Source organism: Streptomyces sp. NPDC017979, assembly GCF_044328175.1.
Lineage (GTDB): Bacteria > Actinomycetota > Actinomycetes > Streptomycetales > Streptomycetaceae > Streptomyces.
The window spans coordinates 248,184-271,181 of record NZ_JBIRGU010000008.1 but is presented as its reverse complement, the minus strand read 5'-3'; the positions used below and the strand labels follow the sequence as shown (position 1 = coordinate 271,181).

Here is a 22,998-nt window from a genome sequence, read left to right as displayed (position 1 = left end):
TGTACTGATCAGATGGGGGGCGACCTTGGCCAAGCGCGCCGTACCGCGCGGTCTGGTGGACGATGCGGCAGTCGTTGGATTCGGCCACCGGACCGTCCCGGGGAGGGCGGTCCCTCCCGCGCGACCGGCCCGCCCCGCGGAGCGCGGGGCGGGCCGGTGGTGCGGATCGGCGGGCGGGCGTCAGACGCGGTCGGCCGCGATCAGCAGGTACTGGAAGGAGCCGTCCCGGTAGGAGTTGATGAAGGCGTCCTCGATCCCGGTCACGAGGGAGGACGTGGCGCGCAGCTCCCAGTACGGCAGCGTCGCCGGCGTCAGGTCGACGATGGTCTGGGGCACGAGGCGGTTGTCCACCATGGCGCGCAGGTACTCGCGGCGGGAGTGGATGTTGCACTCGAAGTGCGCGTTGATCTGCGAGACCCACTTCGAGGGCTGGCCGTAGACCGGGTTCCAGCAGCCCGTGATGGTGACGTAGCGGCCGCCGACGGAGAGGATGCGGGAGTGCTCGGCGAAGAGGTCCTCCAGGTCGACGTACATGCTCGACTCGTTGTTCCACGAGGCGGCGACCTGGCCGGTGTCGAAGGGCGTGCCGAGCATGTTGCAGACCTGGGCCCGCACGGACTTGTCGATGCCGAGTTCGCCGGCGCGGCCGTTGGCGAAGTCGGCCTGTTTGACCGAGAGGGTGACGCCTTCGACCTGGCAGCCGAAGCGCTGGTGCGCCATCACCATGGTGCCGCCACGACCGCAGCCGGCGTCCACCAGGACGTCGTCGCGCTGGATGGGGCCGAGGTGGTCCAGGAGCAGTTCGGCCTGGGCGGACTCCAACCGGTGCAGCTCGGCGACGAGCTTCTGCTCGTAGTCGGCTGCGGTGGGGTCGCCGAGCGCCGCGTGGTCGACGTCGCCGATGCCGTAGTGGTGGTGGTACAGGCCGTCGACATCGCCCAGGCGCAGGTTGACGGGCCTGGCCTCGTGGTTCCAGTAGCGGGCGATGTCCCCCTGGTAGGGCGTCGCCGGGGCGGGGATGGTGATGGTGTCACGGGCGGTCGTGACGTCGGGCAGGGTCACTGATGGGTCCTTCCTTACCAGAAGTCGGGCAGGCTGTAGCGGTAGGTGTTGGTCTGGTGCCAGTGGTGGTTGCCGTCGACCCAGGTGGCCACGCCGCGCAGGAAGCGGGCCACGGTCGGGACGGGGCAGGCCACGACGAGGGCGGCGGCCTCCGCCTCGAAGGCGTGCATCAGGTCGTTGTGGACCTCGACCGCCTTCAGGTACGCCTCGCGTTCGGTGCGTTGCTCGCGCTCGGCGATCACCACCGTGAGGTTCAGGTGACGGCCGGGGCTGTCGAGCTCCTTGGTGTAGGAGTACAGGTCGTTGACGATGGTGGTGGCGTTGGAGGCCAGCGCGATGACCCGCTGGAGGGCCGGCTGTGCGTGCAGGTCCGCCGGGAGTTCGTAGCCTCCTACGGTGTCGGTGATGGTGGGGCAGGGGCGGAAGTTGTTGAACTGGCGCATGGCCAGGTACTCCCACACCTCAGGGACGTGGTCCGTCTGGTCCCAGGCGGCCTCGGCGAGGTAGCCCAAGTGCAGTCGGGCCATGTCGTGCCGGAACCGGTCGGCCTGGGAGGGCGTGGCCAGTTGGCGGAAGTGGTCCATGGCGGACCGGTAGGCGCGCCGGGGCGCGTCCTCCTCCAGCGACTGCGCCCAGGCCGGCTCGTACTCCGCCGTGGTGTGCAGCGGGTCGAGCGCGGTGTGCGCCAGCAGCAGTCGTCCGCCGAGGCCGACGGGCGAGCCGCCGTGGTCCTCGCAGTAGCAGTCGTCGACCGCGTTCTCGGCGACCATGAGGCGTGCGGCGGCCATCAGATGGTCGACCGTGGGGGCGTCGGGGTGGCAGGCGGCCATGTAACGCCCCACGGCGAACCCGAGGAACTGCTCCTCCCACTCGGGGGGATAGAGCCTGACCTCGTCGATCGCCCACGTCGCGATCCGGCGGTCGACCTCTTCGGCCCGGGCGCGGTCGTACTCCACCGGGTGGTGGTAGAGGCCGGGGACGGGGCTGCCGGCCGGCGGCCGCCCCGGTCCGTCCGCCGGGGGCGGCGACTGCGGCTCCGCGCGCCGCCCCGGGTACAGGCCCGCCGTGCCGAGGCCGGTGGGTCCGCCCAGGACGCGCCTGAGGGGTTCGGTGCTCATGGGCGCTCCGCTCAGTTGCTGCGGGCGATCTGGACGTTCTCCAGCACGCCGAGGGCGTCGGGCACGAGAACGGCGGCGGAGTAGTACGTGGTGACCAGGTAGGAGATGATCGCCTTCTCGTCGATGCCCATGAAGCGCACCGAGACGCCCGGCTCGTACTCGTCCGGCAGCCCGGTCTGGTTGAGGCCGATGACGCCCTGGTTGTCCTCGCCGGTGCGCATCACCAGGATGGAGCTGGTGTTCTCCTTGGTGATGGGGATCTTGTTGCACGGCAGGATCGGTACGCCGCGCCAGGCGGGGACCTGCTGTCCGCCGACGTCGACGTGGTTCGGGTACAGCCCGCGGGCGTTGAACTCGCGGCCGATGGCGGCGATCGTCCGCGGGTGGGCGAAGAAGTACTTGGCGCCGCGGCGGCGGCACAGCAGTTCGTCGAGGTCGTCCGGGGTGGGCGGGCCCGAGTGGGTCTGGATCCGCTGGTTGAAGGCGGCGTTGTGGAGCAGGCCGAACTCGCGGTTGTTGATCAGCTCGTGCTCCTGCCGCTCGCGCAGGGCCTCGATGGTCAGCCGGAGCTGCTGCTCGGTCTGGTTCATCGGCTTGTTGTAGAGGTCGGCGACCCGGGTGTGGACCCGCAGCACGGTCTGCGCGAGGGAGAGTTCGTACTCCCTGGGGTTCAGCTCGTAGTCGACGAAGGCGCCGGGCAGCGCGGCTTCGCCGGTGTGGCCGGCGGACATGGCGATCTCCGCCTCGCCCAGGCGGTTCTGCCGCTGCTGCGGAAGGGTGCGGAAGTCCTGGAGGTGCGCCTGGAGGCCGGGGGAACGTTCCACCACTGCGGCGAAGTCGGTGCGCGAGAGGGTGAGCAGGGTGCCCGCGGTCCTGGCGACGGCGGTGTGGTCCCAGGTGGCCTCCTGGTCCACCAGCGCGTCCTGGCCGAACCGGTCGCCGTCGGCGAGCACGCCGGTGACGCTCTCGTCGCCGTAGGGGCCGACGGCGATCTGCTCGATGCGGCCGTGCGCGATGAGGTGGATCTGCTCGGCGGGCGTGCCGCGCTCCACCAGCACGTCGCCGGCGTTGAAGTCGCGCTGGACGCACCGGCCGGCGAGTTCGGTGAGCACGTCCACGTCGTCGAAGCCGCGCAGCAGCGACAGCTCGCCCAACTCGCGGGGGATGACCCGGACCTCGGCGCCGTCCTGGACGAACTCGATGCGACCGTCACCGACCGTGTAGGTCAGCCGGCGGTTCACCCGGTAGGTGCCGCCGGAGACCTCGACCCAGGGCAGCATCTTGAGCAGCCAGCGGGAGGTGATCTCCTGCATCTGCGGGGCGGACTTGGTGGTGGTGGCCAGGTTGCGGGCAGCCGCGGTGCTGAGGCTGCTCTGCGGCTGCGGCTCCTGGAGCGGCTCCGGGCTGGTGTCCACGGTCATCGGGCAGGGCTCTCCTTCACGAGTGCAGCGTTCGACGCATGCACGTGTCAGTCAGTGACATGAGGAACAGAGGAAACAGCGGAACGAAAGTGGATGAAATGGATGAACAGGACAGACTCAGGGAACGACGGGGTGCACGGCGAGGGGGTGGTCGAGGAAACAGGCACCCGGGAAGATCGTTCCGTCCCAGATCCATGAGAACCGTAGGGGCTGCCGAGCCCGTTGCTCCATTGGGCGGCTTCGGGCTCCCTCGATGCAGTGAACTTCCGCCGTGTCGGGTTTGCCGGCGTGATCGTTACTGCTAGCCGTCGGGCGAACGTCCGAGCGACGACCGGAACCCCGCCCTTACTCCCCGCCACCGCGTCGATCCGGGGTTTCGCGACCCCCCACCCGGATCGATCAGGATCGAAGAAGCGCAGGTCACCGCAGCGGACCTAGCGTGATCGCACGACCTGGCGCAGCAGACCCGACCCCATCAAACGATCTTGCCCGATTTGGCGGATAAGAAGCGGATTGCCATACTTGTCCGCCGCTGGCGGAGCATGCGGGTGACCGCGGCGACAGGTCGGCCGGATCGAGCAGACGACGCCGAGGGAGACCGCCGAGGCGGCAGCGCCCTACGGATGGAGACACGATGAGCAAGGCCAAGAGGACCGCCGCGCAGCCGTCCGCACCGTACGCCGCCGACAGCCACGAGGTGATCCGCGTGCACGGGGCGCGCGAGAACAACCTCAAGGACGTCAGCATCGAGATACCCAAGCGCCGACTGACGGTGTTCACCGGCGTCTCCGGCTCGGGCAAGAGCTCCCTGGTCTTCGACACCGTCGCCGCGGAGTCGCAGCGGCTGATCAACGAGACGTACAGCGCCTTCGTGCAGGGCTTCATGCCCGCGCTTGCACGGCCCGAGGTCGACGTGCTCGAAGGGCTGACCACCGCGATCATCGTCGACCAGCAGCGGCTGGGCGCCGACCCCCGCTCCACGGTGGGCACCGTCACCGATGCCAACGCGATGCTGCGCATCCTCTTCAGCCGGCTGGGGAAGCCGCACGTCGGCCCGCCCGCCGCGTACGCCTTCAACGTCGCGTCGGTCCGGGCCAGCGGCGCGATCACGGTCGAGCGGGGCGCCGGCGCGCAGAAGGCGGTGAAGCAGACCTTCACCCGCACCGGCGGCATGTGCGTGCGCTGCGAGGGCCGGGGGGCGGTCTCCGACATCGACCTCAGCCAGCTCTACGACGACTCCAAGTCGATCTCGGAAGGCGCCTTCACCATCCCCGGCTGGAAGTCGGACAGTTGGTGGACCGTGCGGACCTACGCCGAGTCGGGCTTCGTCGACCCGGACAAGCCGATCCGCGACTTCACCGCGAAGGAGATGCAGGACTTCCTGCACCGCGAGCCCACCAAGGTGAAGGTCGAGGGCGTCAACCTCACCTACGAGGGGCTGATCCCCAAGATCCAGAAGTCCTTCCTGTCGAAGGACAAGGAGGGGATGCAGCCGCACGTCAGGGCGTTCGTGGAGCGCGCGGTCACCTTCACCACCTGCCCCGACTGCGACGGCACCCGGCTGAACGAGGGCGCCAGGTCGTCGAAGGTCAAGCGGATCAACATCGCCGACGCCTGCGCGATGCAGATCAGCGATCTCGCGGAGTGGGTCCGCGGGCTGCGGGAGCCGTCGGTTGCGCCGCTGCTCACCGCGCTCCAGCAGACCCTGGACTCGTTCGTGGAGATCGGCCTCGGCTACCTCTCGCTGGACCGGGCGTCGGGGACGCTGTCGGGCGGCGAGGCGCAGCGCGTGAAGATGATCCGCCACCTGGGCTCCTCGCTCACCGACGTCACGTACGTCTTCGACGAGCCGACCGCGGGGCTGCACCCGCACGACATCCAGCGGATGAACGGCCTGCTGCTGCGGTTGCGGGACAAGGGCAACACGGTGCTGGTGGTGGAGCACAAGCCGGAGACGATCGCCGTCGCGGACCACGTCGTCGACCTCGGCCCCGGCGCCGGCACGGCGGGCGGCGCCGTCTGCTTCGAGGGCACCGTCGAGGGCCTGCGCGCCAGCGGTACGGTCACCGGCCGGCACTTCGACGACCGGGCGGCGGTCAAGGAGACCGTGCGCAGGCCCACCGGTGCGCTCCAGGTCCGCGGCGCCGCGCAGCACAATCTGCGCAACGTCGACGTGGACGTCCCGCTCGGGGTGCTCGCGGTCGTCACCGGCGTCGCCGGCTCGGGCAAGAGCTCCCTGGTGCACGGTGCGCTGCCGCAGCAGGCGGGGGCCGAGGGCGTGGTGTCGGTGGACCAGAGCCCGATCCGCGGCTCGCGACGGAGCAATCCGGCGACGTACACCGGGCTGCTCGACCCGATCCGCAAGGCGTTCGCCAAGGCCAACGGGGTGAAGCCGGCGCTGTTCAGCGCCAACTCCGAGGGGGCCTGCCCCGAGTGCAAGGGCGCCGGCGTGATCTACACGGACCTGGCGATGATGGCGGGCGTCAGCACCCCCTGCGAGGAGTGCGGGGGCCGCAGGTTCCAGGCGGCGGTGCTCGAACACCACCTCGGCGGGCGCGACATCAGCGAGGTGCTCGCGATGTCCGTGACGGAGGCCGAGGAGTTCTTCGGCACCGGCGATGCGCGCGTCCCGGCCGCCCACCGCATCCTGGGCCGGCTCGCGGACGTCGGGCTCGGCTACGTCACCCTCGGCCAGCCGCTGACCACCCTGTCGGGCGGCGAGCGGCAGCGGCTGAAGCTCGCCACGCAGATGGCGGAGAAGGGCGGGGTGTACGTGCTCGACGAGCCGACCGCCGGTCTGCACCTGGCCGACGTCGAGCAGCTCCTCGGGCTGCTGGACCGGCTCGTCGACTCGGGGAAGTCCGTGATCGTGGTCGAGCACCACCAGGCGGTGATGGCGCACGCGGACTGGATCGTCGACCTCGGCCCCGGCGCCGGCCACGACGGCGGCCGGGTCGTCTTCGAGGGCACCCCCGCCGAACTCGTCGCCGCGCGCTCCACCCTCACCGGGGAGCACCTGGCCCGGTACGTCGGGGGCTGAGCCCGCCGCCGATCAGGCGTGGTGGGTGCGCCGGGAGCAGCGGCACTCACCCAGCCGGATCAGGGGGCTCGCCCCGGCCTCGGCGGGGCGCCGAAGCGGCGGCCGGTCAAGGGGCGGGAACCAGGGCGCGGATGATCCGGGCGACGGTTTCCAGGGGGTCGGGCCCGCCCGCGCCGGTCATCAGCAGGTGGTGCCAGGTGCCCACCAGGGCGAGCGCGATCGACTCGGTGTCGGCGCCTTCCGACACGCGCCCCCGCTCCTGCTCCGCCCGCAGGTAACCGTCGATCGACCGCTGGACCGTGCCGAAGCCCGGGGCGCCGGACTGCCAGGCGTCGCGCACGGACTGTGCCGCGCCGGGACGGGTGAGGGAGAAGGCGACGACGGCACTGTCCAGGGCCAGTACGGCGCGGGCGAGGGCGTCGAGGTTCTCCACCGGGGTGCCGGTGCCGACGCGGGCGGGGAGGTCGCCGGCGTGCGTCGCCATCCGTGCGAAGCGGTCGAGGATCAACTCCGCGACGAACGCGTCCAGCCCGGCGAAGTGGGTGTGCAGCACGCCCTTGGCGCAACCCGCCTCCTCGGTGATCGCCCGGCTGGTGAGGGTGCCGTCCCGGCTCATCACTCGTTCCGCCGCGGTGAAGAGCCGTTCGCGCAGATCGGGGATCGCGATTCCTCGCGGTGACATCAAGTCCCTCCCGGGGATGGGGCATTGCAAGTATGGGCGCACGCCCATACTGTTTGGGCAGGCGCCCATTCTAGGTGTCCCACCACGTCGCCCGGGAGGCATCCCCATGCAGAACGTCGCCAACACCGACCAGTTCCAAGCGTGGAACGGCTACGAAGGTACCCACTGGGCCGAACAGCAGGACCGTTGGAACGCCATCAACGCCAACTTCGACCTGCCGCTGCTCGACGCGGCCGCCATCCAGGACGGGGACCGGGTGCTGGACGTCGGCTGCGGCGGCGGAGCCACCACCCGGCTCGCCGCCGCCACCGCGGGCCGGGGCAGCGCCCTCGGCATCGACCTGTCCGCCCCCGTACTGGAGTTGGCCCGGGCACGGACGGCCGAGGCCGGCATCACCAACGCCTCGTACGTCCAGGGCGACGCTCAAGTCCACCCGCTGGACGCCGACTCCTACGACGTCGCGATCAGCCGCTTCGGCGTCATGTTCTTCGCCGACCCCGTCGCCGCGTTCGGCAACGTCGCGAAGGCGCTGCGCCCCGGCGGCCGCATCGCCCTGCTCGCCGCCGCCGAGCCGGCGGAGAACGAATGGCTCACCGCGCTGCACTCCCTGGGCGCCCTCCTGCCGACCCACGACTTCGGCAGGTCCGGCGGCCCGGGGATGTTCTCCCTCGCCGACCGGGACACCGCGGTCTCGACGCTGACCGCAGCGGGCTTCCAGGACGTACGGGCCGAACACGTCAAGGTGTACGGCATCTGGGGCCGCAGCGCCGAAGAGGCGGCCGACTTCCTGCTCCACTCGGGCCCGGGGCGCCATCTGCTCGCCGGCCTCGGCCCCGGGACCCGGGAGAGCGTGCGCGAGGTGCTCACCGAGCAACTGCGCCCGTACGAGAACGCCGGCGCCCTGCCCCTGCGCAGCACCGGCTGGCTGCTGACGGGCACCCGTGGAGAGCGCACGCCGTCCGCGTGAAACGTCCCTCCGTCACGGGGGTGCGGAGGAGACCGGGCCCGGTGGACACGTCGCCACGACGCGTCCACCGGGCCCTCCTCCGCGACTTCCCCCGCCACGGCACGCCCCGCCCCTCGGGCCCGCGAACTCAGCCACGACCTGGGATTCTTGACCTTAGCTTTACCATCCCTTAGTCAGGCTTGTACCGTTGGCCGCTCACGCCTAAGGGAGGGACCGAGGTTGGACGTCTCAACGACCATGTGGGTGCTCACGATTGTGGGACTGTGCGCACTCATCGCGGCTGACTTCTTCATCGGCGGCCGGAAGCCGCACGAAGTCTCCATCAAGGAGGCGGGCATCTGGACGATCGTCTGGATCGTCCTCGCCGTGCTCTTCGGCATCGGCCTGATGATCTGGGGCACCGGACAGGCTTCCGGTGAGTTCTTCGCCGGCTACGTCACGGAGAAGTCGCTCAGCGTCGACAACCTCTTCGTCTTCGTGCTGATCATGGCGAAGTTCGCGGTTCCGTCGATCTACCAACAGCGCGTCCTGATGATCGGGGTGCTGATCGCGCTGGTGATGCGGGCGGTGTTCATCGCCGCCGGTGCCGCCGCGATCAACTCCTTCGCCTGGATCTTCTACATCTTCGGCGCCTTCCTCATCTACACCGCCTGGAAGCTCATCGAGGAGGCCCGGGCCGGCGAAGAGGAAGAGGACTGGGAGGAGGGGCGCCTGATGAAGGCCATCGAGAAGCGCATCCCCTCCACCGACCAGTGGCACGGCACGAAGCTGTTCATCCGTGAGAACGGCAAGCGGCTGGCCACCCCGATGCTCATCGTCATGCTGGCGATCGGCGTCACGGACGTGCTCTTCGCGGTGGACTCGATCCCGGCGATCTTCGGCCTGACCCAGGACCCGTACATCGTGTTCACGGCGAACGCCTTCGCGCTGATGGGTCTGCGACAGCTCTACTTCCTCATCGTCGGCCTGCTGAAGAAGCTGGTCCACCTGTCGTACGGCCTGTCCGTGATCCTCGCCTTCATCGGCGTGAAGCTGGTCCTGCACGGCCTGCACGAGACGACGGACCTGAACGTGCCGGAGATCTCCCTGCCGGTCTCGCTGGGCGTCATCTTCGGCGTCCTGATCATCACGACGATCACCAGCCTCGCAGCGGCGAAGAAGATGGCGGCGAAGGAAGCCGCCGAGGCCGCGGAAGCGGGCGAGTCGGAGCGGGCGGACGCCCAGGGCTGAGCCCCGCCTCCCGCACCAGCCCGACCGCACCCGGACTTGCCCCCGGGGCGGTCGGGCTGACGCTCTTCTGCGCCGAATCACCTTCGGGACCTTCAGCGAATCCCCACGGCTTTCCGATTCGGGTGCACGGCGCCCCAGCATCGCCGCGTCGCGTTCCTCTGCACTTCCGCACGACAACTAAGCGGGCGAAGGTGTGCAGCGCCCCGGGGCCTGACGGGCTGGCGACTCCGAGGCGCGACCTCAGTGCCACAGCCCCCGGTGTCCGCTCCGCCACACGTCACGCTCCTTCTCGGGCACACGGGCGCGGCTCTCCGTGGTGCGCGACGGCGGTCGGTGGCCGCCAGCCCCCGCCCCCTGGCCTTGGCCCTGGCCCTGGCCCTGCCGCAGCGAACGGTCCAGGTTGCACATCAGCCGGGCGACCCGATCGCTGCCGCCGGCCGCCGGCGGGTAGCGGCGCAGCACGTCGATGAGCACCGGCGTGGCGCGCTGCCGCGACCGCTCCAGCAGGGCATCGCTCTTCGCCGGGTCACCGCCCGCCTGCAACTCGGCGATGCGCGCGACGCTTGAGGAGGCGCGCAGGATGTGGCCGACCTGGCTGGCCTGGGAGATGGGGTGCAGATACGCGGCCGACGCGGCATCACCGGCGGCCCGGGCGGCCAGCCGGGCGGCCTCCGAGGGCGCGGACCTGGCTGCTCGGTGCGCCTCGACGGACGTCATGCGCTGCAACCTGGTCCTGTCGGCGCCGTTGATGAAGGACCAGGCCGCGTCGATCGCCGCGCGCGGGCGCGAGTCGTCGGGCACGGCCCGCTCGAAGACGGCCAGGACGTCCTCCGCGTGCCACACCACGTAGCGCGCGACGGCGCGCAACTCCTCCATCGTCAGGTCGAAGTCCCCGGAAACGGTATGCGTGCTCTGTGCCATGTTCCTGAATTGTATTCTTGAACACTCGGTTGAAACTTTGGACGACGGTTTCTGACTGCGGTGCCCGAAACCCTCAAACGGAGGTCACATGCGACCAGTCGACGTGGCTCGTCAGCACGGCCTCTCCCCACAGACGGTCCGCAACTACGAGGACGTCGGCATCATCCCGCCCGCCGAGCGCAGCCGGTCGGGGTACCGGAACTACACCGCGGCGCACGCCGCCGGGCTCACGGCCCACCTGGCGCTCGTCCCCGCCTTCGGGCACGCGACGAGCCGCCGCATCATGCGCGCCGTCACCAGCGGTCAACTGGACGAAGCGCTGGAGCACATCGACGCCGGGCACGCGCTGCTGGCCCGCGACCGCAACACGCTGCGCACCGTCGAAGCGGCGCTCCCCCACCTCGAAGCCACCGCCCCGGACGCCGCGACCGCCCTCCGCACCCCGTACAACATCGGTGAACTCGCCCACCACCTCGGGCTCGACCCGGCCACCCTGCGGGCCTGGGAACGCGCCGGGGTCCTCACCCCGCACCGCGACCCGCGGACCAAGCACCGCCAGTACCTCGCGCTCGACGTGCGCGACGCCGAACTGGCACACCTGCTGCGCCGCGGCGGCCAGCCGCTGGCCACCGTCGCCACGGTGCTCGGTCAGCTCCGCGAAGCCGGCAGCCTCACGGCGCTCACCGGGGCGCTGGAGCAGTGGCGCCGCGACCTCAGGTCCCGCGGAACGGCCCAGCTGTACGCCGCCGCTCAGCTCTCCGCGTACCTCGACGCCCTGGGCCGAGCCGAGGGGTGAGGCCGCCGGCGGTCACTTCCCGAGCCGCTTCGCCGTCGCGGCGCGCCGGGCGAACACCTTGTCCTGGGAGTCCTGCATCTCCCGCAGCGCGGCCTTGCGTTCCCGCTGCGCGAGCCGGTCCAGATACAGCCGGCCGTGCAGGTGGTCGGTTTCGTGTTGGAGGCACCGGGCGAAGTACCCCCTGCCTTCGATGACCAGAGGGTTGCCGTCCTTGTCGCGGCCCCGGACCACGGCGCGGTCGAGACGGGGCACCATGCGGTAGGGGCCGGGAACGGAGAGGCACCCTTCGGCCTCCTCCACCAGCCGGCGGTCGTCCACGGACACGTCCTCAAGGGCCGGGTTGGCGATGTGCCCGACGTGCCGCACGCCCCACTCGTCCGTGATGTCCCAGACGAACAGTTGAAGGTCCACGTCGACCTGGTTGGCGGCGAGCCCTGCGCCCTCCGCCACCTGGTTGGTCGCGAACATGTCGTCGATCAGCTTCGCCAGCCCGGCCGTGCCGAACTCGGTCACCTCCCGGCACCGACGGTGCAAGACGTCCTCCCCGACCACGGTGATCCTGCGCGGCTCGCCCCGTTCCACCTCCGGCGCGAGCCGTGGGTAGGACTCGACGGGCCTGCCCTGCACCCGTACCCGGCGGTCCCGTGCCGTGTCACCGAACCCAACAGTCACGATCCATCAACTCCCTCTCCCAGACGCCGACTCAGCCGCCGGACCGCACCGGCGCGAGGCCCGACGGCTTGCCAAGAGCTTTGCAAAGTAGCAGACTTTGCAAAATGAGCGATGGAAGCCGTCGAGTCGAGGCCGCGGACGCCCTACGGGACCGGGCCCGTCGGCTCCTGCCCGACCACCCCGTCCGGGTCGCCCTGCTCGACCTGCTCGCCGAAGCTGGCACCCTCACCTCCACCGAAGCCGCCGCCCGCCTCGGGCACAGCTCCGGCCTGTGCTCCTTCCACCTGCGCCAACTGGCCCGCTACGGCCTGATCGAAGAAGTGCCGCAACGAGGCGGCCGGGCCCGGCCGTGGCGGTTGCGCTGGGACGCCCCGCACTCCACCGGCGCGGACGAGCCGGAGGAGTTCACCGCCCTCACCCGCGGGTTGGAGGACGAGAGCTACCAGCATTGGTTGGCCCACCGGGACCAGGCGCCGGCGGAGTGGCAGCAGGACGAGTCCTTCAGCGCGGTGTTGCACCTCACCCCGTCGGAGGCAGCCGAACTCGCGACCTCCGTCCGCGGCCTGTTCGCCCGCTACCGCGACCGGGAGGCCCACCCCGCCACCCGCCCGCCGAACGCCGTCGCCGTGGCCGCGGTCACCCGGCTGTTCCCGCTGCTGGCCGAAGAGCAGCGGGACGGTGCTGACGGGGCGATCGACTCCTAGGACGGCCCGAAACCACCGCCCGCCCGAAGGCCACCGGCGACACCGCGCCCGTTACCCCGTCGGCGCGTCGAGCCGCTGGCCCGCCGCCGTCCCCGGGCGCGCAACGTACCGGACGCCCTCCACGTCCGTGACGGGCGGTACCTCATCTCCGCCCGGATCAGCGCGGGCATCGCCCTGCGGGCGGACGGCGCTGTTTCGAAGACACGGCCTAAGCTTGTTCTTTTTCTTCCAGTTTCGAACGGCGTCTCGTACTGGGTCGCTCACCTGGGGGTTCGCCGGACGTGGGGGCGGCCTTCGTCTGATCATGTGCTCCGACCAAGGTGCATGTGACCACGACGAAGGCCGTGAGGTGAGTCTGCTGCCTGATGCTGTCCGGAGGGAAGCGTTCGGGGAAGCGTCACGCTTCCGGGGAGAGTTCTACGAGTGTCTGACCGCCCGGCGCGACGAGTTGTTCGAACTGGCCGACGCGGTGCTGCTTGCGGACGGTGCGGTGAAGTCCCCGGTGGACCTGACGCTGCTGCCCGAGCATCGTCGTGGGCACGGAGCGATGTACGGCGGCCTGAACCGTGGCCGGATCGACGTCGGCCGGCTGCGGACCGTACTGGCCGGACTGTCGCTGCCGCGTTTCGACGGCGGGCGCCTGGTCCTGGCGGTCGATGTGTCGCCGTGGCTTCGCCCGGACGCGCCGTGCTCGGCGGAGCGCCTGTTCTGCCACGTCTACGGCCGGGCGAAGACGGCCTCACAGTTCATCCCGGGCTGGCCCTACTCCTTTGTCGCCGTGCTGGAGCCGGGGGCCACGTCCTGGACCGCGATCCTGGACGCGGTCCGGCTCGGCCCGGCCGACGACGCGACCGCGGTCACCGCCGCCCAGCTCCGAGGAGTGGTTGAGCGGCTCATCGCCGCTGGTCAGTGGCAGGACGGGGACCCGCACATCGTGATCGTGAGCGATGCCGGCTACGACGTCACCCGCCTGGCCTGGGTCCTACGCGACCTGCCGGTCGAGCTGGTGGGCCGGGTTCGCTCCGACCGCGTCATGCGTCTGCCGAAGCCGCCACGGATGCCCGGGACCAACGGCCGACCGCCCAAGCACGGACCGGAGTTTCGCTTCACCAAGCCGGAGACCTGGCCCGAGCCCGCGATCACCACGGTCACCGACACCACCAACTACGGCAAGGCCGAGACCCAGGCGTGGGACCGGGTCCACCCCCGGCTCACCCACCGCTCCTCCTGGCTCGACCACGACGGTGAACTCCCCGTGGTCGAGGGGACGTTGATGCGGCTGAAGGTCGAGCGTCTATCGAAGGACCGGGAGGCCCCACCGGTGTGGTTGTGGTCCTCCAAGACCGGCGCCACCCAGGACGATGTGAACCGTTCCTGGCAGGCATTCCTCCGCCGCTTTGACCTGGAACACACCTTCCGGTTCGCGAAGCAGACCCTGGGCTGGACCACCCCGAGACTCCGTACTCCCCAGGCCGCGGACCGCTGGGCCTGGATCCTGATCGTCGTCCACACCCAGCTCCGGCTCGCTCGGCCGCTGGCTGCGGACCTCCGCCGGCCCTGGGAGAAGCCCGCCGCATCCGGCCGGCTCACCCCGGCCCGGGTCCGCCGCGGGTTCAGGAACATCCGCGCTCACCTCGCCTGCCCGGCCCGTGTTCCCCAACCCCGAGGCGCCGGCCCCGGACGGCCACCCGGCGCCAAGAACAGACACCGGGCACCCCGCTACGACGTCGGCAAAACCGTCAAACGACCCGAGACCCTCAAAGCCATCGGCAAGCCCGGAAGATCTTGGTAGATAAAAAACAAGCTAAGGGGTGTCCCGTAATCCCCGGTGGATCAGCGCGCGGCGTCAGATGCGGTGCATCGCAAGGCGGAGGGTCGTCCTCATACTGGGCGTATTCGGGCGATCCGACAACGCAGCGAGGTGCCGTAGCTGTCGTCGCGCGCCCGCCGGGGATTACGGGACAGCCCTTAGCGCGTCAGCCTCTCGTGGTCCTCGTCGGACACCGGGACCCCGGACGCCGGACGTAGCTGCGGAACGCCGTTCACGATGGGGTAGAGACGGCGCAACCGCGGGTTGTACAGGCCGTCGCCGCAGTCTTCTCCGGCTGGTGCGGCAGCGGCGACGGAGTCCGCGCCGGACAGCACGAGCCGCAGCTCCCCCTTGTCCAGCGGGCAGACGAGGATGCGGAGCAGCGGGTCATCGGGGTTCACGGGCGGTCAGCTCCTTGGTGGCTGTCTTCGAGGGCGGTGGGCCGGCCGGCTCCGGCGGATCGTGCTTCGGCATCGCGAGGAGCATCGAGACGGCCAGCAGGGTCCCCGCGACCCGCAGCGCCAGCCGCACCGGATCGTCGGGCAGCGCCTCGCCGAACGCGAACGTGCCCAGAACGGCGGTGAACACGCTCGACACCGTCGTACACACGGGCACGACCAGGGAGACCCGGCAGCGCTGGAGCGCCACCTGCGACATGACCAGTCCGAACGCACCGGTGAACAGGAGGAGATAGGGGTACGGGGAACCCAGCACACCGAGCAGCGTTGCACCGGGTCGGTCGAGCAGGCCGGTCAGTAGACCCGACAGCCCCTTGATCGCCAGCGAACTCACCCCGTACAGCAGCCCCAGGGCGATCCCGTAGTCGACCCCCGTCGCCGGCTTCCGGTGCCGCCGCCGAGCCCGGCGCTCCGCGACGGCGTACAGCCACGTCCCGACCGCCAGCGTCGGCGCGCAGACCAACAGGATCATCGGCACCGGCGCATCGCTGCCGACGGTGTCGGTGTCGTGGGACAGGGAGAGGACCACCATCACGAGGGCACCGAGGACCGCCCCGATCGCCAGCCGCTCCCGCCCCGACGTCCGTTCGCCGAGCAGCCGCGCCGACAGCAGCAGGAGCAGCACCAGGCCGGCGACGAAGATGCCCTGCGCTGCGGCGATCGGCAGCGTCCGGTAGACGACGAGTTGCGCCCCGAAGCCGGCGGCCAGTGCCAGCGCGCCCCCGATCCACTGCACGTTCCCGAGGACCAGCCGCAGCAGCCGCGCGGGCTCCCGCACCGAGATGGCGGGCATGCTCCCCAGCGCCCGCTTCTCCAGGACGAACCCCGTGCTGTAGAGCACGTTCGCCAACAGTGCGGCGGCCACCCCCCACCACACGGCCTACGTCTTCCGGGCGTGCAGCAGCAGGATCGAGGAGAGCGAGGGGGCCGCGCACGCCAGCCGGTCCAGGGGCCGCAGCGGGCGGGGCACCCCGTGGAAGGGCGCGCCGGCGACTCGTACCACCTCGAAGCCGGACGCGGTCACGAACTCCCTGAGCGCACGGGCCGTGTAGAGCCTCAGGTGCCCGACGACCTCGCTGCCGGGGCGGCCGTGGATGGCGCGCAGGCTGACCTCGGAGAAGACGGGTTGGACTCCGGCGAGCAGCAGCGCCCGGTTGTACCAGGCGGCCAGGTTCGGGGTGGAGAGCATCAGATGACCACCGGGGCGCAGTACGCGCCGCAGTTCGTCCAGGGCGCTGTCCGGGTCGACCAGGTGCTCGATCACCTCGCTGAACAGCACGGCGTCGGCCGCGCCGGACCGGAACGGCAGCCGTCCGGCGCCGAGTTCGCCGCGCACCACGTCGGTGAGCCGGGTACGCGCCCGGCGCAGGGCGTCCTGCGACCAGTCGACGCCGACGACGCGGTGGCCGGCGAGCAGCGGCGCCGCGGTGGCCGCCGCCGTGCCGTCGCCGCAGCCGACGTCGAGGACGACGGCGGGTCGCGCGGCGGCCGGGCCGAGCGCGGCGGCGAGCATCCGGGCCTGCCGCAAGCTGCGGGCGTCCCCGGAGGCGACGGGCACGGCGGGGTTCTCGTAGAAGTCCCGGAGTCCCCGGGGTGCGGCCCCGGTGGTCGCGCCGGGGGACTCGGCGTCCGTGCCCGGCCTGGCCGTCGCCGTCATCCCGAGCCGCCTTCCGTCGTCCCGCCGGTGCCGGCCGTGGCGGTCTCCGTCGCGTTCAGGCACCGCTCGAACCGCTCCAGCAGCTTCGCTCCGTCCTCCGCGGCGAGTAGCGCCTTCGACCAGCGCAGCGCGAGGTGCAGCCGCCCGGCGGTGGACGCCGTCGTCACGCTCAGCCCCCGGGGCATCCGGGCGGGTGCCGAGAACCACACGGCGTCCGCGCGGCCCGCGTCCCCGAAGTCCAGTGCGTACGCGAGGCGGCCCATGTTGCTCAGCAGCGTCGTGGAGGCCCACGGCCCCGCCGCCCGCCGCAGACCGCGGGCCACCGCGGCGCGCCACGCGACCGGCAGCACCGGAGCCGTCAACATGCCGGCGCCGTAGCCGAGTTGGGGACGGTGTACGGCCTTGAGGACGCGGGTGCGGTCGGCCGTCCGGCGCAGCAGCGCGCCCGTGGCGTCCGGGTCCGGCCCGGCGAGCCCGCGCTCGCCCGCCGCCAGCTCGGCCACGGTGAACGGGACGTCGACGAGCCGGGTGCCGTTCCCGATGGGCATGGCTGCGCCGCGCGGCCGGTCGTCCACCACCATCGTGATCCGGATCGGGCGCGGTGGGGCGCCGTGCTCCCGGTTCCAGTGCGCGATCGTCAGCGCGGTGGCGACCAGGAGCTGGTCGTTCACGGTGTACGCGGCGCCGGGCGGGCGGCGCGGTACGGCCAGGTCGGCCACCAGCAGGCCGTTGCCCGGGCCGCCGGGCGGGGTGCCGCGCGCCACGCGGGCGGGCGGCACCCAAGGGGGCGCCCCCGGCGGCGCCGCGGCCCGACCCCCGGGAGGGGTGCGGACCGGGGGCGCCGCGGGCGCGGCGCGCCGACCGCCGTACAGCTCGGCGGCCGTCGCGAGGACCCGCAGGGCCGCGGGGGCGTCCAGCGCCGTGTGGTTCACGGTGAGGAACAGGGCCGTACTGCCGGGTCTTTCCGGATCGTCGACGACTTCCACCCTGATCGGCGGGGCCGCCGACAGTGGAGGAGCGGAGGCCAGGCAACGCTCCCTGGCCCGCTCCAGCGCCTCGGGTTCCGGATCCGGCTCCGTCACCACGTCCACTCCCGGGTCCGGCCCCTCGGTGAGTTCCCAGAAGTAGCGGCGCCGGTACCAGGGGCCGGGCGCCTGGCGCACCTGGGCGCGCGGGTGGCGGCGCAGGGCTTCGGCGAACGCCCGCCGCAGCCGCGCCGGATCCACCCGCCCCGGCAGCCGGACCTCGATGTGGATCGACTCGGGCTCTCCCGGTTGGAGGCAGTGTCGCTCGACCTCGTCGACGACGGGGAAGGGCACCAGGACGGGCCGCGCGGCCGGCGTGCGACGCACGGACCCGTCCAGGGCCGTCACTGGACGTCACCTCTGGGAGTGCCGGGGGCACCGGACTTCCCGGGGTGTGCCGATGCGTCGGGCGCGGGCGCACCCGGGTCCTCGGCGCTCGACTGAGGGCTCGATCCGGATCCGGAGCCGGAATCGGTCTCGGGCGTCCGCCCGAACCGTCCGAGGCCACCGACGGTCACCAGGGCCGCGAACAGCGCGATGAACGCGAGGACTTGGGCCACGTGTCCGAACGCGCCCGCCCCTGCGGCCGGAGCCTCGCCGGCGCCGGTGGCCGCCGCGATCCCCGCCCCCGCCATCGCGGCGAACGCGATCGGCACCAGCAGTGCGTGCCGCCGCCAGGCGACCAGCGCGAGCGCCGGGACGAGCAGCGCGAACCAGCCCGCGACGACCACGGCCACCAGGGTCACGGCCGCCAGGCCAAGGACCGTCCCCGGCCCGTTCGGCACCGGCGCGGGTGCGTTCCCGGCCGTGCGCTCGGGGTTCTCCTCGCGCCTGCGGTACAGCACCAGCCCGATGAGTGCCAGCAGAGCGACGCCGCTGACGACCAGCCCGATCTCGTACGTCCGGGTCGGCTCGTACGACAGCTTGACCGTGCCGCCCTCGCCCTCGGGGATCTCGAAGCCCTGCTGCCAGCCGTCGAGCCGGAGCGGTTCGAGTTCCTTGCCGTTCAGCGTGGCCTTCCAGCCGTCGTTGAAGTTCTCGTACGTCGTGAGGTACGACGCGGCGCCCGCGCCGACGGACACTTCGCGGCGGTCGTGCTGCCAGTCGCCGACGGTGAGGTCCCGGCCGTTCGCGGCCGGCGCTGCCGGGTTGCCCCGGGTGAGGGTCACACCGGTGATCGCGAGCGGGCCCGCGTCCCCGGCCTCGACCTGGTGCTCGCCCTTGTCGAGTGCCAACTTCGGCTGTTGAGATCCCTGTTGGCAGAGCGTCACGTCGACGGGGCGTCGCTCCAGGAGATCCCTGACGGTGCCCTTCGCGCTGGTCGCGTGGAGGGTGCCGTCGACCGCCAGGGTGGGCCCCTCGCCGCACGCCAAGGCGAACGGGCGGTCGGCGGCGGCCTGCTTCGTGCGGTGGTTGGCGAGGAACGGGACGTGCAGCTCGGTGAGGCCCACGGGGAGCTGGAGATCGTCGTCGGCGAGCGGGTTGTACAGGGTCACCGGCGCGGTCCGGGTGATCTTGACGGTGAGCCGGTTGGTCGTGATCGGGTCGAACCGGGCCCACCCGTTGTCGTCGACGTTGGCGGTCGCCGCGCCGTGCGGGGAGCTGATCTCGATCTTCGTGGGCCGGGCCGAGAGCCCGCCCGCGCCGGCCAGCACCAGCGAGTCCACGGCCTTCATGCCGCGCCACTTCAGATGGATCACCGGCTCGGCCCCGGCGATCCAGGCGGTCGTCAGATCGCCGTCGGTGAGGTTCCGCGCCGACAACTCCGTGCCGAACCCGAAAGTGGAGTCGGCGGTCGCGACGATCTGCCGCCGCTGCTCGGGCGCCACCCGGTACAACAGCCTGTCCAGCTCCTCGCCGGGCACCGGCACCGCGCTGATCTCGACGTCGTGCGCTCCGGCCGCGCCGGTGGTGAAGGAGCGGTGCAGGCCCGACTCCGTGCCGGCCGGCGAGAGCCCGCCCGGGTCGGAAGGCCGGTGCAGCGACACCGTCTCGGCCGGCGCCTTCGAACCCGCGCCGTCGGTGGGCAGCTTCAGCATCCGCGTCACGGTGACGCCGGGGACGGAGATCTCGGCGAACCCGGCGCCGATCAGCCCCGGCCGGTCGGGCACCGCGTCCAGGATGGTGAGCTTCAGCCAGCTCGTCTCGCCGGGCGGCGCGGCGATCTTCTGCGTCTTGCCGTCGGCCGCCAGCGTGCTGATCACGCTGTCCTTCTCGGTCTCCACCTTCACCCGCGTCGCGGCGGCCCGCACCCCGTCCTGCGGAAGCGGGGTCACCTGGAGCGACGACGGCATCTGCTGCTTCCCGTCGAACGCGATGCGCAGCCACTGGCCCTTCGAGCTGCCGGGCGAACCCTCGGCCCACGCCGTGTTCGGGTTGCCGTCGAAGGCGTTCACCGGATCGTACTGCGGCAGGTGGAGCAACCAGTTGCCGCTGGAGGACGCCGTCACCTCACGCGCCCCGCGCAGCTCCGCGACCGTCTGACGCTCGACGCCCTTCCTCGGCAGGATCTGGCGCGGAGCGTCGCCCGGGTCCTGCATGCTGTCGGCGTGGTTGCGCTCGTTCTCGGTGTACGTGTACGAGGTGTTGGTGTTCACCAGGCCGAACCGGGTGTCGGCGCGCCGCAGTCCGTCACCGGTGACCTGGAGCGCCGGCCGCTCGACGCCGGGGTGCTCGTCGCCGGTCAGCACGGTGGGCCGGTTGCGCAGCGACGGGTCCGTGGAGAGCGGCAGCAGCGACTCCGGTCCACCGGACACGACGGCCGTGTCGGCGGCGGCGTACATTCCGGCCCGGCCGGGCTCCGCGGTGCCGTCGGCGGGTGCGAAGATCTCCACCGCGCGCTGCTGCGGGTAGAGGCCCTCGATCTGGAGGGGGGTGTCGTCCGCGATCCGTCCGGCGGTCATGACCGGGCCGAGGCCCTGCACCCGCTGGTAGCCGGACTGCTCCAGGGCCCGCTTCACCGTGGGCGTCGGCACGTAGCCGAGTTGGTCCGGGTCCAGGTCGTTGCGGACCACGACGTAGTGGAGTCCGGCCCGGCCCAGGAAGTCCCGCAGGCCCGGTATCGCGGCGCCGGTGAGCAGGGCCTGCTCCACGGCGTCCATGACGCGCCGGTTCCCGGCCGTGCCGAACGGCACGTAGTCGCGCTGGGCCCAGGCGGATTCGGCGAGCACGTCGAGGGGTTGGTCGATGGGAGAGCCCCAGGTGTAGACGCCGTGCGCGGTCGCCGGGACCACCAGGGCACGGTTCTCCGGCGAGTTCTCCTTCAGCCAGTCGGCCGTGGCCTCCCAGTACGTCGGCAGCTTCTTGAACGAACCCGGCTGCAGGACGGACCCGTTGACGTACGGCAGGACGAGCCCGGGCAGCACCAGCACCGCGGCGATCAGCGGAGCGTACCGACGCTCCCACCGCACTCCGTGGCCCGGACGGGCCCCGCGCTCCCGCGCCACGACGGCGGTGAGGTGGACGAGGCCGAAGACCAGTGCGAGCGCGAGACCGGGCTGGAACTTGTAGATGTTGCGGAACGGCGCCAGCGCCCCGTCCAGCAGTTCCTGCACGGACCCGGCGAACGGTGCGCCGGACTTCCCCGCGTACCCGGAGAGGGTGAGCAGGGCGACCGTCAGCACGGTCAGCACCAGCCAGCGGCGCTCCGGCAGATCCCGCCGGGCGAGCCCCGCGAGCCCCAGTGCGGCGGCCAGCGCGGAGCACACGACGACCGGGACCGATGCCGCGACGCTCCACCCGGCGGGCAGCCAGGCGTTGCCGAAGTGCAGGTACGCCACCCAGTTCCCGGCGCCGCGCAGGGCCTCCGTCGCCGCCATCGTGTCCGTGGTGACCTGTGACGTCTCGACGTACGGGAGGAAGTTCTCCCCGTACGCGCTGAAGATCAGCAGCGGGACGACCCACCACAGCGTCGCCAGGACGACCCCCGGCACCCACCACGCGATGAGCTTCAGCTTCCGCGGGCCGTTCGGCCGGGAGAGCAGATAGAGCCCCACCGGCAGCAGTGATGCGAGGGTCGACACCGCGTTGACGCCGCCCATGAAGGGGATCAGCAGCGCGGAGCGCAGCGCCGCGACGCGCGCGCTGTACCGGTCGTCGGTGAGCGGCAGCAGCACCCACGGCAGCAGTGCGCCGGGCAGCGCGGCGGCCGAGGTGGACCCGACGACGATGGTGAACGTCGGCCACAGCGCGTACACCACGGCGCCGAGCAGCCGTGTCGAACGGTTGCCGATGCCGAGGCGTTCGGCCAGCCGCAGCGCTCCCCAGAAGGCGGTGGCCACGATCAACGACAGCCACAGCCGCTCCGCCAGCCACACCGGCAACTGGACCAGATCGGCGAGGCCGTAGTACGGGAGCATCGGGAAGGCGTACCCGATGTACTGGTTGGCGAGCCCGCCGAAGCCCGCGCGGTCCTGCCACAACTGCCCGAGGTCGGCGATGAACTGCCACGGGTCGGTGGCGACGCCGAGCTTGGTGTCGAACGTCATGCGCCCCGGCGACACCGCCAGGAAGAGCACGAACACCGCGGCCCAGAAGCCCAGGAGCCACCGGCGCGACCGGGGCCCGTCGGGCGGGTCCTGGGTCGCGCCGGTGGTCCGGACGGCCGCCGGAGGGGGAGCCTGGGCCGCTGGGGCCGTACTGGTCATGGACACCGCCGAAGAATGAGGAGGAGATTCCAGGTAGCGAACTCACGCAGGACCGGCACTCGGGTCACCGCCCCGGCCAGGAACGGCCAGTAGCGGGAGCGGGCGGCGACCACGGTGACGTCGGTCCTGGCCCGCACCTGGCGCAGGGTGGGACCGACGTGCACGGCGAAGAGGTTCTCGCCGAGGGCGTGCTTGGCGGGGCGGCCGGTGCGCCGTTCGTAGCGGGCCCGTGCCCTCGTGGCGCCCAGGTAGTGCCAGGGCGCCCATTCGTGACCGCCCCAGGGGGACAGCCAGTTGGTGAACGAGACGTAGATCAACCCGCCGGGGCGGGTCACCCGGGCCATCTCGCTGAGGAAGGTCTGCGGATCGTCCACGTGTTCAAGGACGTTGGAGGAGAAGCACACGTCGGCCGCACCGTCCGCGAGCGGCAGCAGGAAGCCGTCCGCGACGACCGCCCCTTCGGGCGGTTTCGGCCCCAACTCCCCGAGGTCCGGTTCGAAGAGGAAGCTGTGCGCGCCGCGCCGGCGGAACTCCTCGGTGAAGTAGCCGCGACCGCCGCCGACGTCGACGACGGTCCGCCCGCTGACGGGCCCGTCGTACGCCTCGACCTGGTCGGCGGCGTCCCGCGCCAGCAGCTCGTAGCACGTCTCGGGGTCTTCCTGCTCCCGCAGGAAGGCACGGAGCAGCGCCCAGGAACGTTTGAAGGAGGGGTCCTTCAGGGTTGCGCTGCGGCCGGCCCGCGGCGGGGCGTGCGCGGCGGCGCGGATCTTTGAACCAAGGGGTGCCATC

Annotated in this window: 17 protein-coding genes and 1 pseudogene; 6 read left to right on the top strand and 12 right to left on the bottom strand. The window is 71.6% G+C overall.

Annotated elements, in window-relative coordinates:
• Positions 1–180: 180 nt before the first annotated feature.
• From ACH4E8_RS22095 to ACH4E8_RS22085, 3 genes and pseudogenes are all read right to left on the bottom strand, one after another.
• A complete protein-coding gene (locus ACH4E8_RS22095) occupies positions 181–1,062 on the bottom strand; it encodes a geranyl diphosphate 2-C-methyltransferase (RefSeq protein WP_398450694.1) in 882 nt (293 codons plus the stop codon).
• A 14-nt stretch (positions 1,063–1,076) separates the two neighbouring features.
• Positions 1,077–2,165 (bottom strand): annotated as a pseudogene (locus tag ACH4E8_RS22090) (family 2 encapsulin nanocompartment cargo protein terpene cyclase); the annotation flags it as partial.
• 26 nt (positions 2,166–2,191) lie between these two features.
• Complete coding sequence (locus tag ACH4E8_RS22085) at positions 2,192–3,601, bottom strand: family 2B encapsulin nanocompartment shell protein (RefSeq protein ID WP_398450692.1); 1,410 nt, start codon at positions 3,599–3,601, stop codon at positions 2,192–2,194.
• Between the two features lie 634 nt (positions 3,602–4,235).
• Between ACH4E8_RS22085 and ACH4E8_RS22080 the strand changes: the two genes are divergently transcribed.
• A complete protein-coding gene (locus ACH4E8_RS22080; RefSeq protein WP_398450690.1) occupies positions 4,236–6,641 on the top strand; it encodes an ATP-binding cassette domain-containing protein in 2,406 nt (801 codons plus the stop codon).
• Between the two features lie 106 nt (positions 6,642–6,747).
• Here ACH4E8_RS22080 and ACH4E8_RS22075 read toward each other — a convergent pair whose 3' ends face one another.
• Positions 6,748–7,323 (bottom strand): TetR/AcrR family transcriptional regulator, encoded by a 576-nt coding sequence (locus ACH4E8_RS22075; RefSeq protein ID WP_398450688.1) that lies wholly within the window; start codon positions 7,321–7,323, stop codon positions 6,748–6,750.
• Positions 7,324–7,429: 106 nt separating this feature from the next.
• Between ACH4E8_RS22075 and ACH4E8_RS22070 the strand changes: the two genes are divergently transcribed.
• On the top strand, positions 7,430–8,290 hold the full coding sequence (locus ACH4E8_RS22070; protein ID WP_398450686.1) for a class I SAM-dependent methyltransferase: 861 nt from the start codon (positions 7,430–7,432) through the stop codon (positions 8,288–8,290).
• Between the two features lie 219 nt (positions 8,291–8,509).
• Positions 8,510–9,520, top strand: a complete 1,011-nt coding sequence (locus ACH4E8_RS22065) for a TerC family protein (protein ID WP_398450684.1) — start codon at positions 8,510–8,512, stop codon at positions 9,518–9,520.
• Between the two features lie 240 nt (positions 9,521–9,760).
• On the opposite strand, the gene ACH4E8_RS22060 is transcribed toward ACH4E8_RS22065, so the two are convergent.
• Positions 9,761–10,441: a putative immunity protein gene (locus ACH4E8_RS22060; protein ID WP_398450682.1), complete on the bottom strand. Its 681-nt coding sequence runs from the start codon at positions 10,439–10,441 to the stop codon at positions 9,761–9,763.
• 88 nt (positions 10,442–10,529) lie between these two features.
• On the opposite strand from ACH4E8_RS22060, the gene ACH4E8_RS22055 reads away from it, so the two are divergent.
• Complete coding sequence (locus ACH4E8_RS22055) at positions 10,530–11,237, top strand: MerR family DNA-binding transcriptional regulator (RefSeq protein WP_398450680.1); 708 nt, start codon at positions 10,530–10,532, stop codon at positions 11,235–11,237.
• 12 nt (positions 11,238–11,249) lie between these two features.
• Here ACH4E8_RS22055 and def read toward each other — a convergent pair whose 3' ends face one another.
• On the bottom strand, positions 11,250–11,864 hold the full coding sequence (gene def / locus ACH4E8_RS22050) for a peptide deformylase (RefSeq protein WP_398450807.1): 615 nt from the start codon (positions 11,862–11,864) through the stop codon (positions 11,250–11,252).
• 149 nt (positions 11,865–12,013) lie between these two features.
• Here def and ACH4E8_RS22045 point away from each other — a divergent pair, with 149 nt between their 5' ends.
• Positions 12,014–12,613 (top strand): helix-turn-helix domain-containing protein, encoded by a 600-nt coding sequence (locus ACH4E8_RS22045; RefSeq protein ID WP_398450678.1) that lies wholly within the window; start codon positions 12,014–12,016, stop codon positions 12,611–12,613.
• A gap of 349 nt (positions 12,614–12,962) precedes the next feature.
• Positions 12,963–14,405 carry an NF041680 family putative transposase gene (locus tag ACH4E8_RS22040; RefSeq protein ID WP_398450676.1) on the top strand — a complete coding sequence of 481 codons (1,443 nt, stop codon included), beginning with the start codon at positions 12,963–12,965 and terminating at the stop codon, positions 14,403–14,405.
• 176 nt (positions 14,406–14,581) lie between these two features.
• On the opposite strand, the gene ACH4E8_RS22035 is transcribed toward ACH4E8_RS22040, so the two are convergent.
• Genes ACH4E8_RS22035 through ACH4E8_RS22010 form a run of 6 tightly spaced genes read right to left on the bottom strand, consistent with a single transcriptional unit; the run spans position 14,582 to position 22,997 of the window.
• Positions 14,582–14,824: a Trm112 family protein gene (locus ACH4E8_RS22035; RefSeq protein WP_398450674.1), complete on the bottom strand. Its 243-nt coding sequence runs from the start codon at positions 14,822–14,824 to the stop codon at positions 14,582–14,584.
• On the bottom strand, positions 14,811–15,758 hold the full coding sequence (locus tag ACH4E8_RS22030; protein WP_398450673.1) for a hypothetical protein: 948 nt from the start codon (positions 15,756–15,758) through the stop codon (positions 14,811–14,813). Before ACH4E8_RS22030 ends, ACH4E8_RS22035 begins: the two co-directional genes overlap by 14 nt.
• Before the next feature lie 3 nt (positions 15,759–15,761).
• Positions 15,762–16,538 (bottom strand): methyltransferase domain-containing protein, encoded by a 777-nt coding sequence (locus tag ACH4E8_RS22025; protein ID WP_398450671.1) that lies wholly within the window; start codon positions 16,536–16,538, stop codon positions 15,762–15,764.
• Positions 16,535–17,911 carry a condensation protein gene (locus ACH4E8_RS22020; protein ID WP_398450669.1) on the bottom strand — a complete coding sequence of 459 codons (1,377 nt, stop codon included), beginning with the start codon at positions 17,909–17,911 and terminating at the stop codon, positions 16,535–16,537. Before ACH4E8_RS22020 ends, ACH4E8_RS22025 begins: the two co-directional genes overlap by 4 nt.
• The gene (locus tag ACH4E8_RS22015) at positions 17,908–22,209 is read right to left on the bottom strand and encodes an alpha-(1->3)-arabinofuranosyltransferase family protein (RefSeq protein WP_398450667.1); all 4,302 of its coding nucleotides are present in this window, start codon (positions 22,207–22,209) and stop codon (positions 17,908–17,910) included. The genes ACH4E8_RS22020 and ACH4E8_RS22015 overlap by 4 nt, the downstream gene beginning before the upstream one ends.
• Positions 22,206–22,997, bottom strand: coding sequence for a class I SAM-dependent methyltransferase (locus ACH4E8_RS22010; RefSeq protein ID WP_398450665.1), 792 nt, complete (start codon positions 22,995–22,997; stop codon positions 22,206–22,208). Before ACH4E8_RS22010 ends, ACH4E8_RS22015 begins: the two co-directional genes overlap by 4 nt.
• Position 22,998 lies beyond the last annotated feature (1 nt).

Bases quoted from the DNA above. Each gene is read 5' to 3' on its own strand.
- ACH4E8_RS22085 (WP_398450692.1), bottom strand. From the start codon at position 3,601: ATGACCGTGGACACCAGCCCGGAGCCGCTCCAGGAGCCGCAGCCGCAG.
- ACH4E8_RS22080 (WP_398450690.1), top strand. From the start codon at position 4,236: ATGAGCAAGGCCAAGAGGACCGCCGCGCAGCCGTCCGCACCGTACGCC.
- ACH4E8_RS22075 (WP_398450688.1), bottom strand. From the start codon at position 7,323: ATGTCACCGCGAGGAATCGCGATCCCCGATCTGCGCGAACGGCTCTTC.
- ACH4E8_RS22070 (WP_398450686.1), top strand. From the start codon at position 7,430: ATGCAGAACGTCGCCAACACCGACCAGTTCCAAGCGTGGAACGGCTAC.
- ACH4E8_RS22060 (WP_398450682.1), bottom strand. From the start codon at position 10,441: ATGGCACAGAGCACGCATACCGTTTCCGGGGACTTCGACCTGACGATG.
- ACH4E8_RS22055 (WP_398450680.1), top strand. From the start codon at position 10,530: ATGCGACCAGTCGACGTGGCTCGTCAGCACGGCCTCTCCCCACAGACG.
- ACH4E8_RS22045 (WP_398450678.1), top strand. From the start codon at position 12,014: ATGAGCGATGGAAGCCGTCGAGTCGAGGCCGCGGACGCCCTACGGGAC.
- ACH4E8_RS22025 (WP_398450671.1), bottom strand. From the start codon at position 16,538: ATGACGGCGACGGCCAGGCCGGGCACGGACGCCGAGTCCCCCGGCGCG.
- ACH4E8_RS22015 (WP_398450667.1), bottom strand. From the start codon at position 22,209: ATGACCAGTACGGCCCCAGCGGCCCAGGCTCCCCCTCCGGCGGCCGTC.
- ACH4E8_RS22010 (WP_398450665.1), bottom strand. From the start codon at position 22,997: ATGGCACCCCTTGGTTCAAAGATCCGCGCCGCCGCGCACGCCCCGCCG.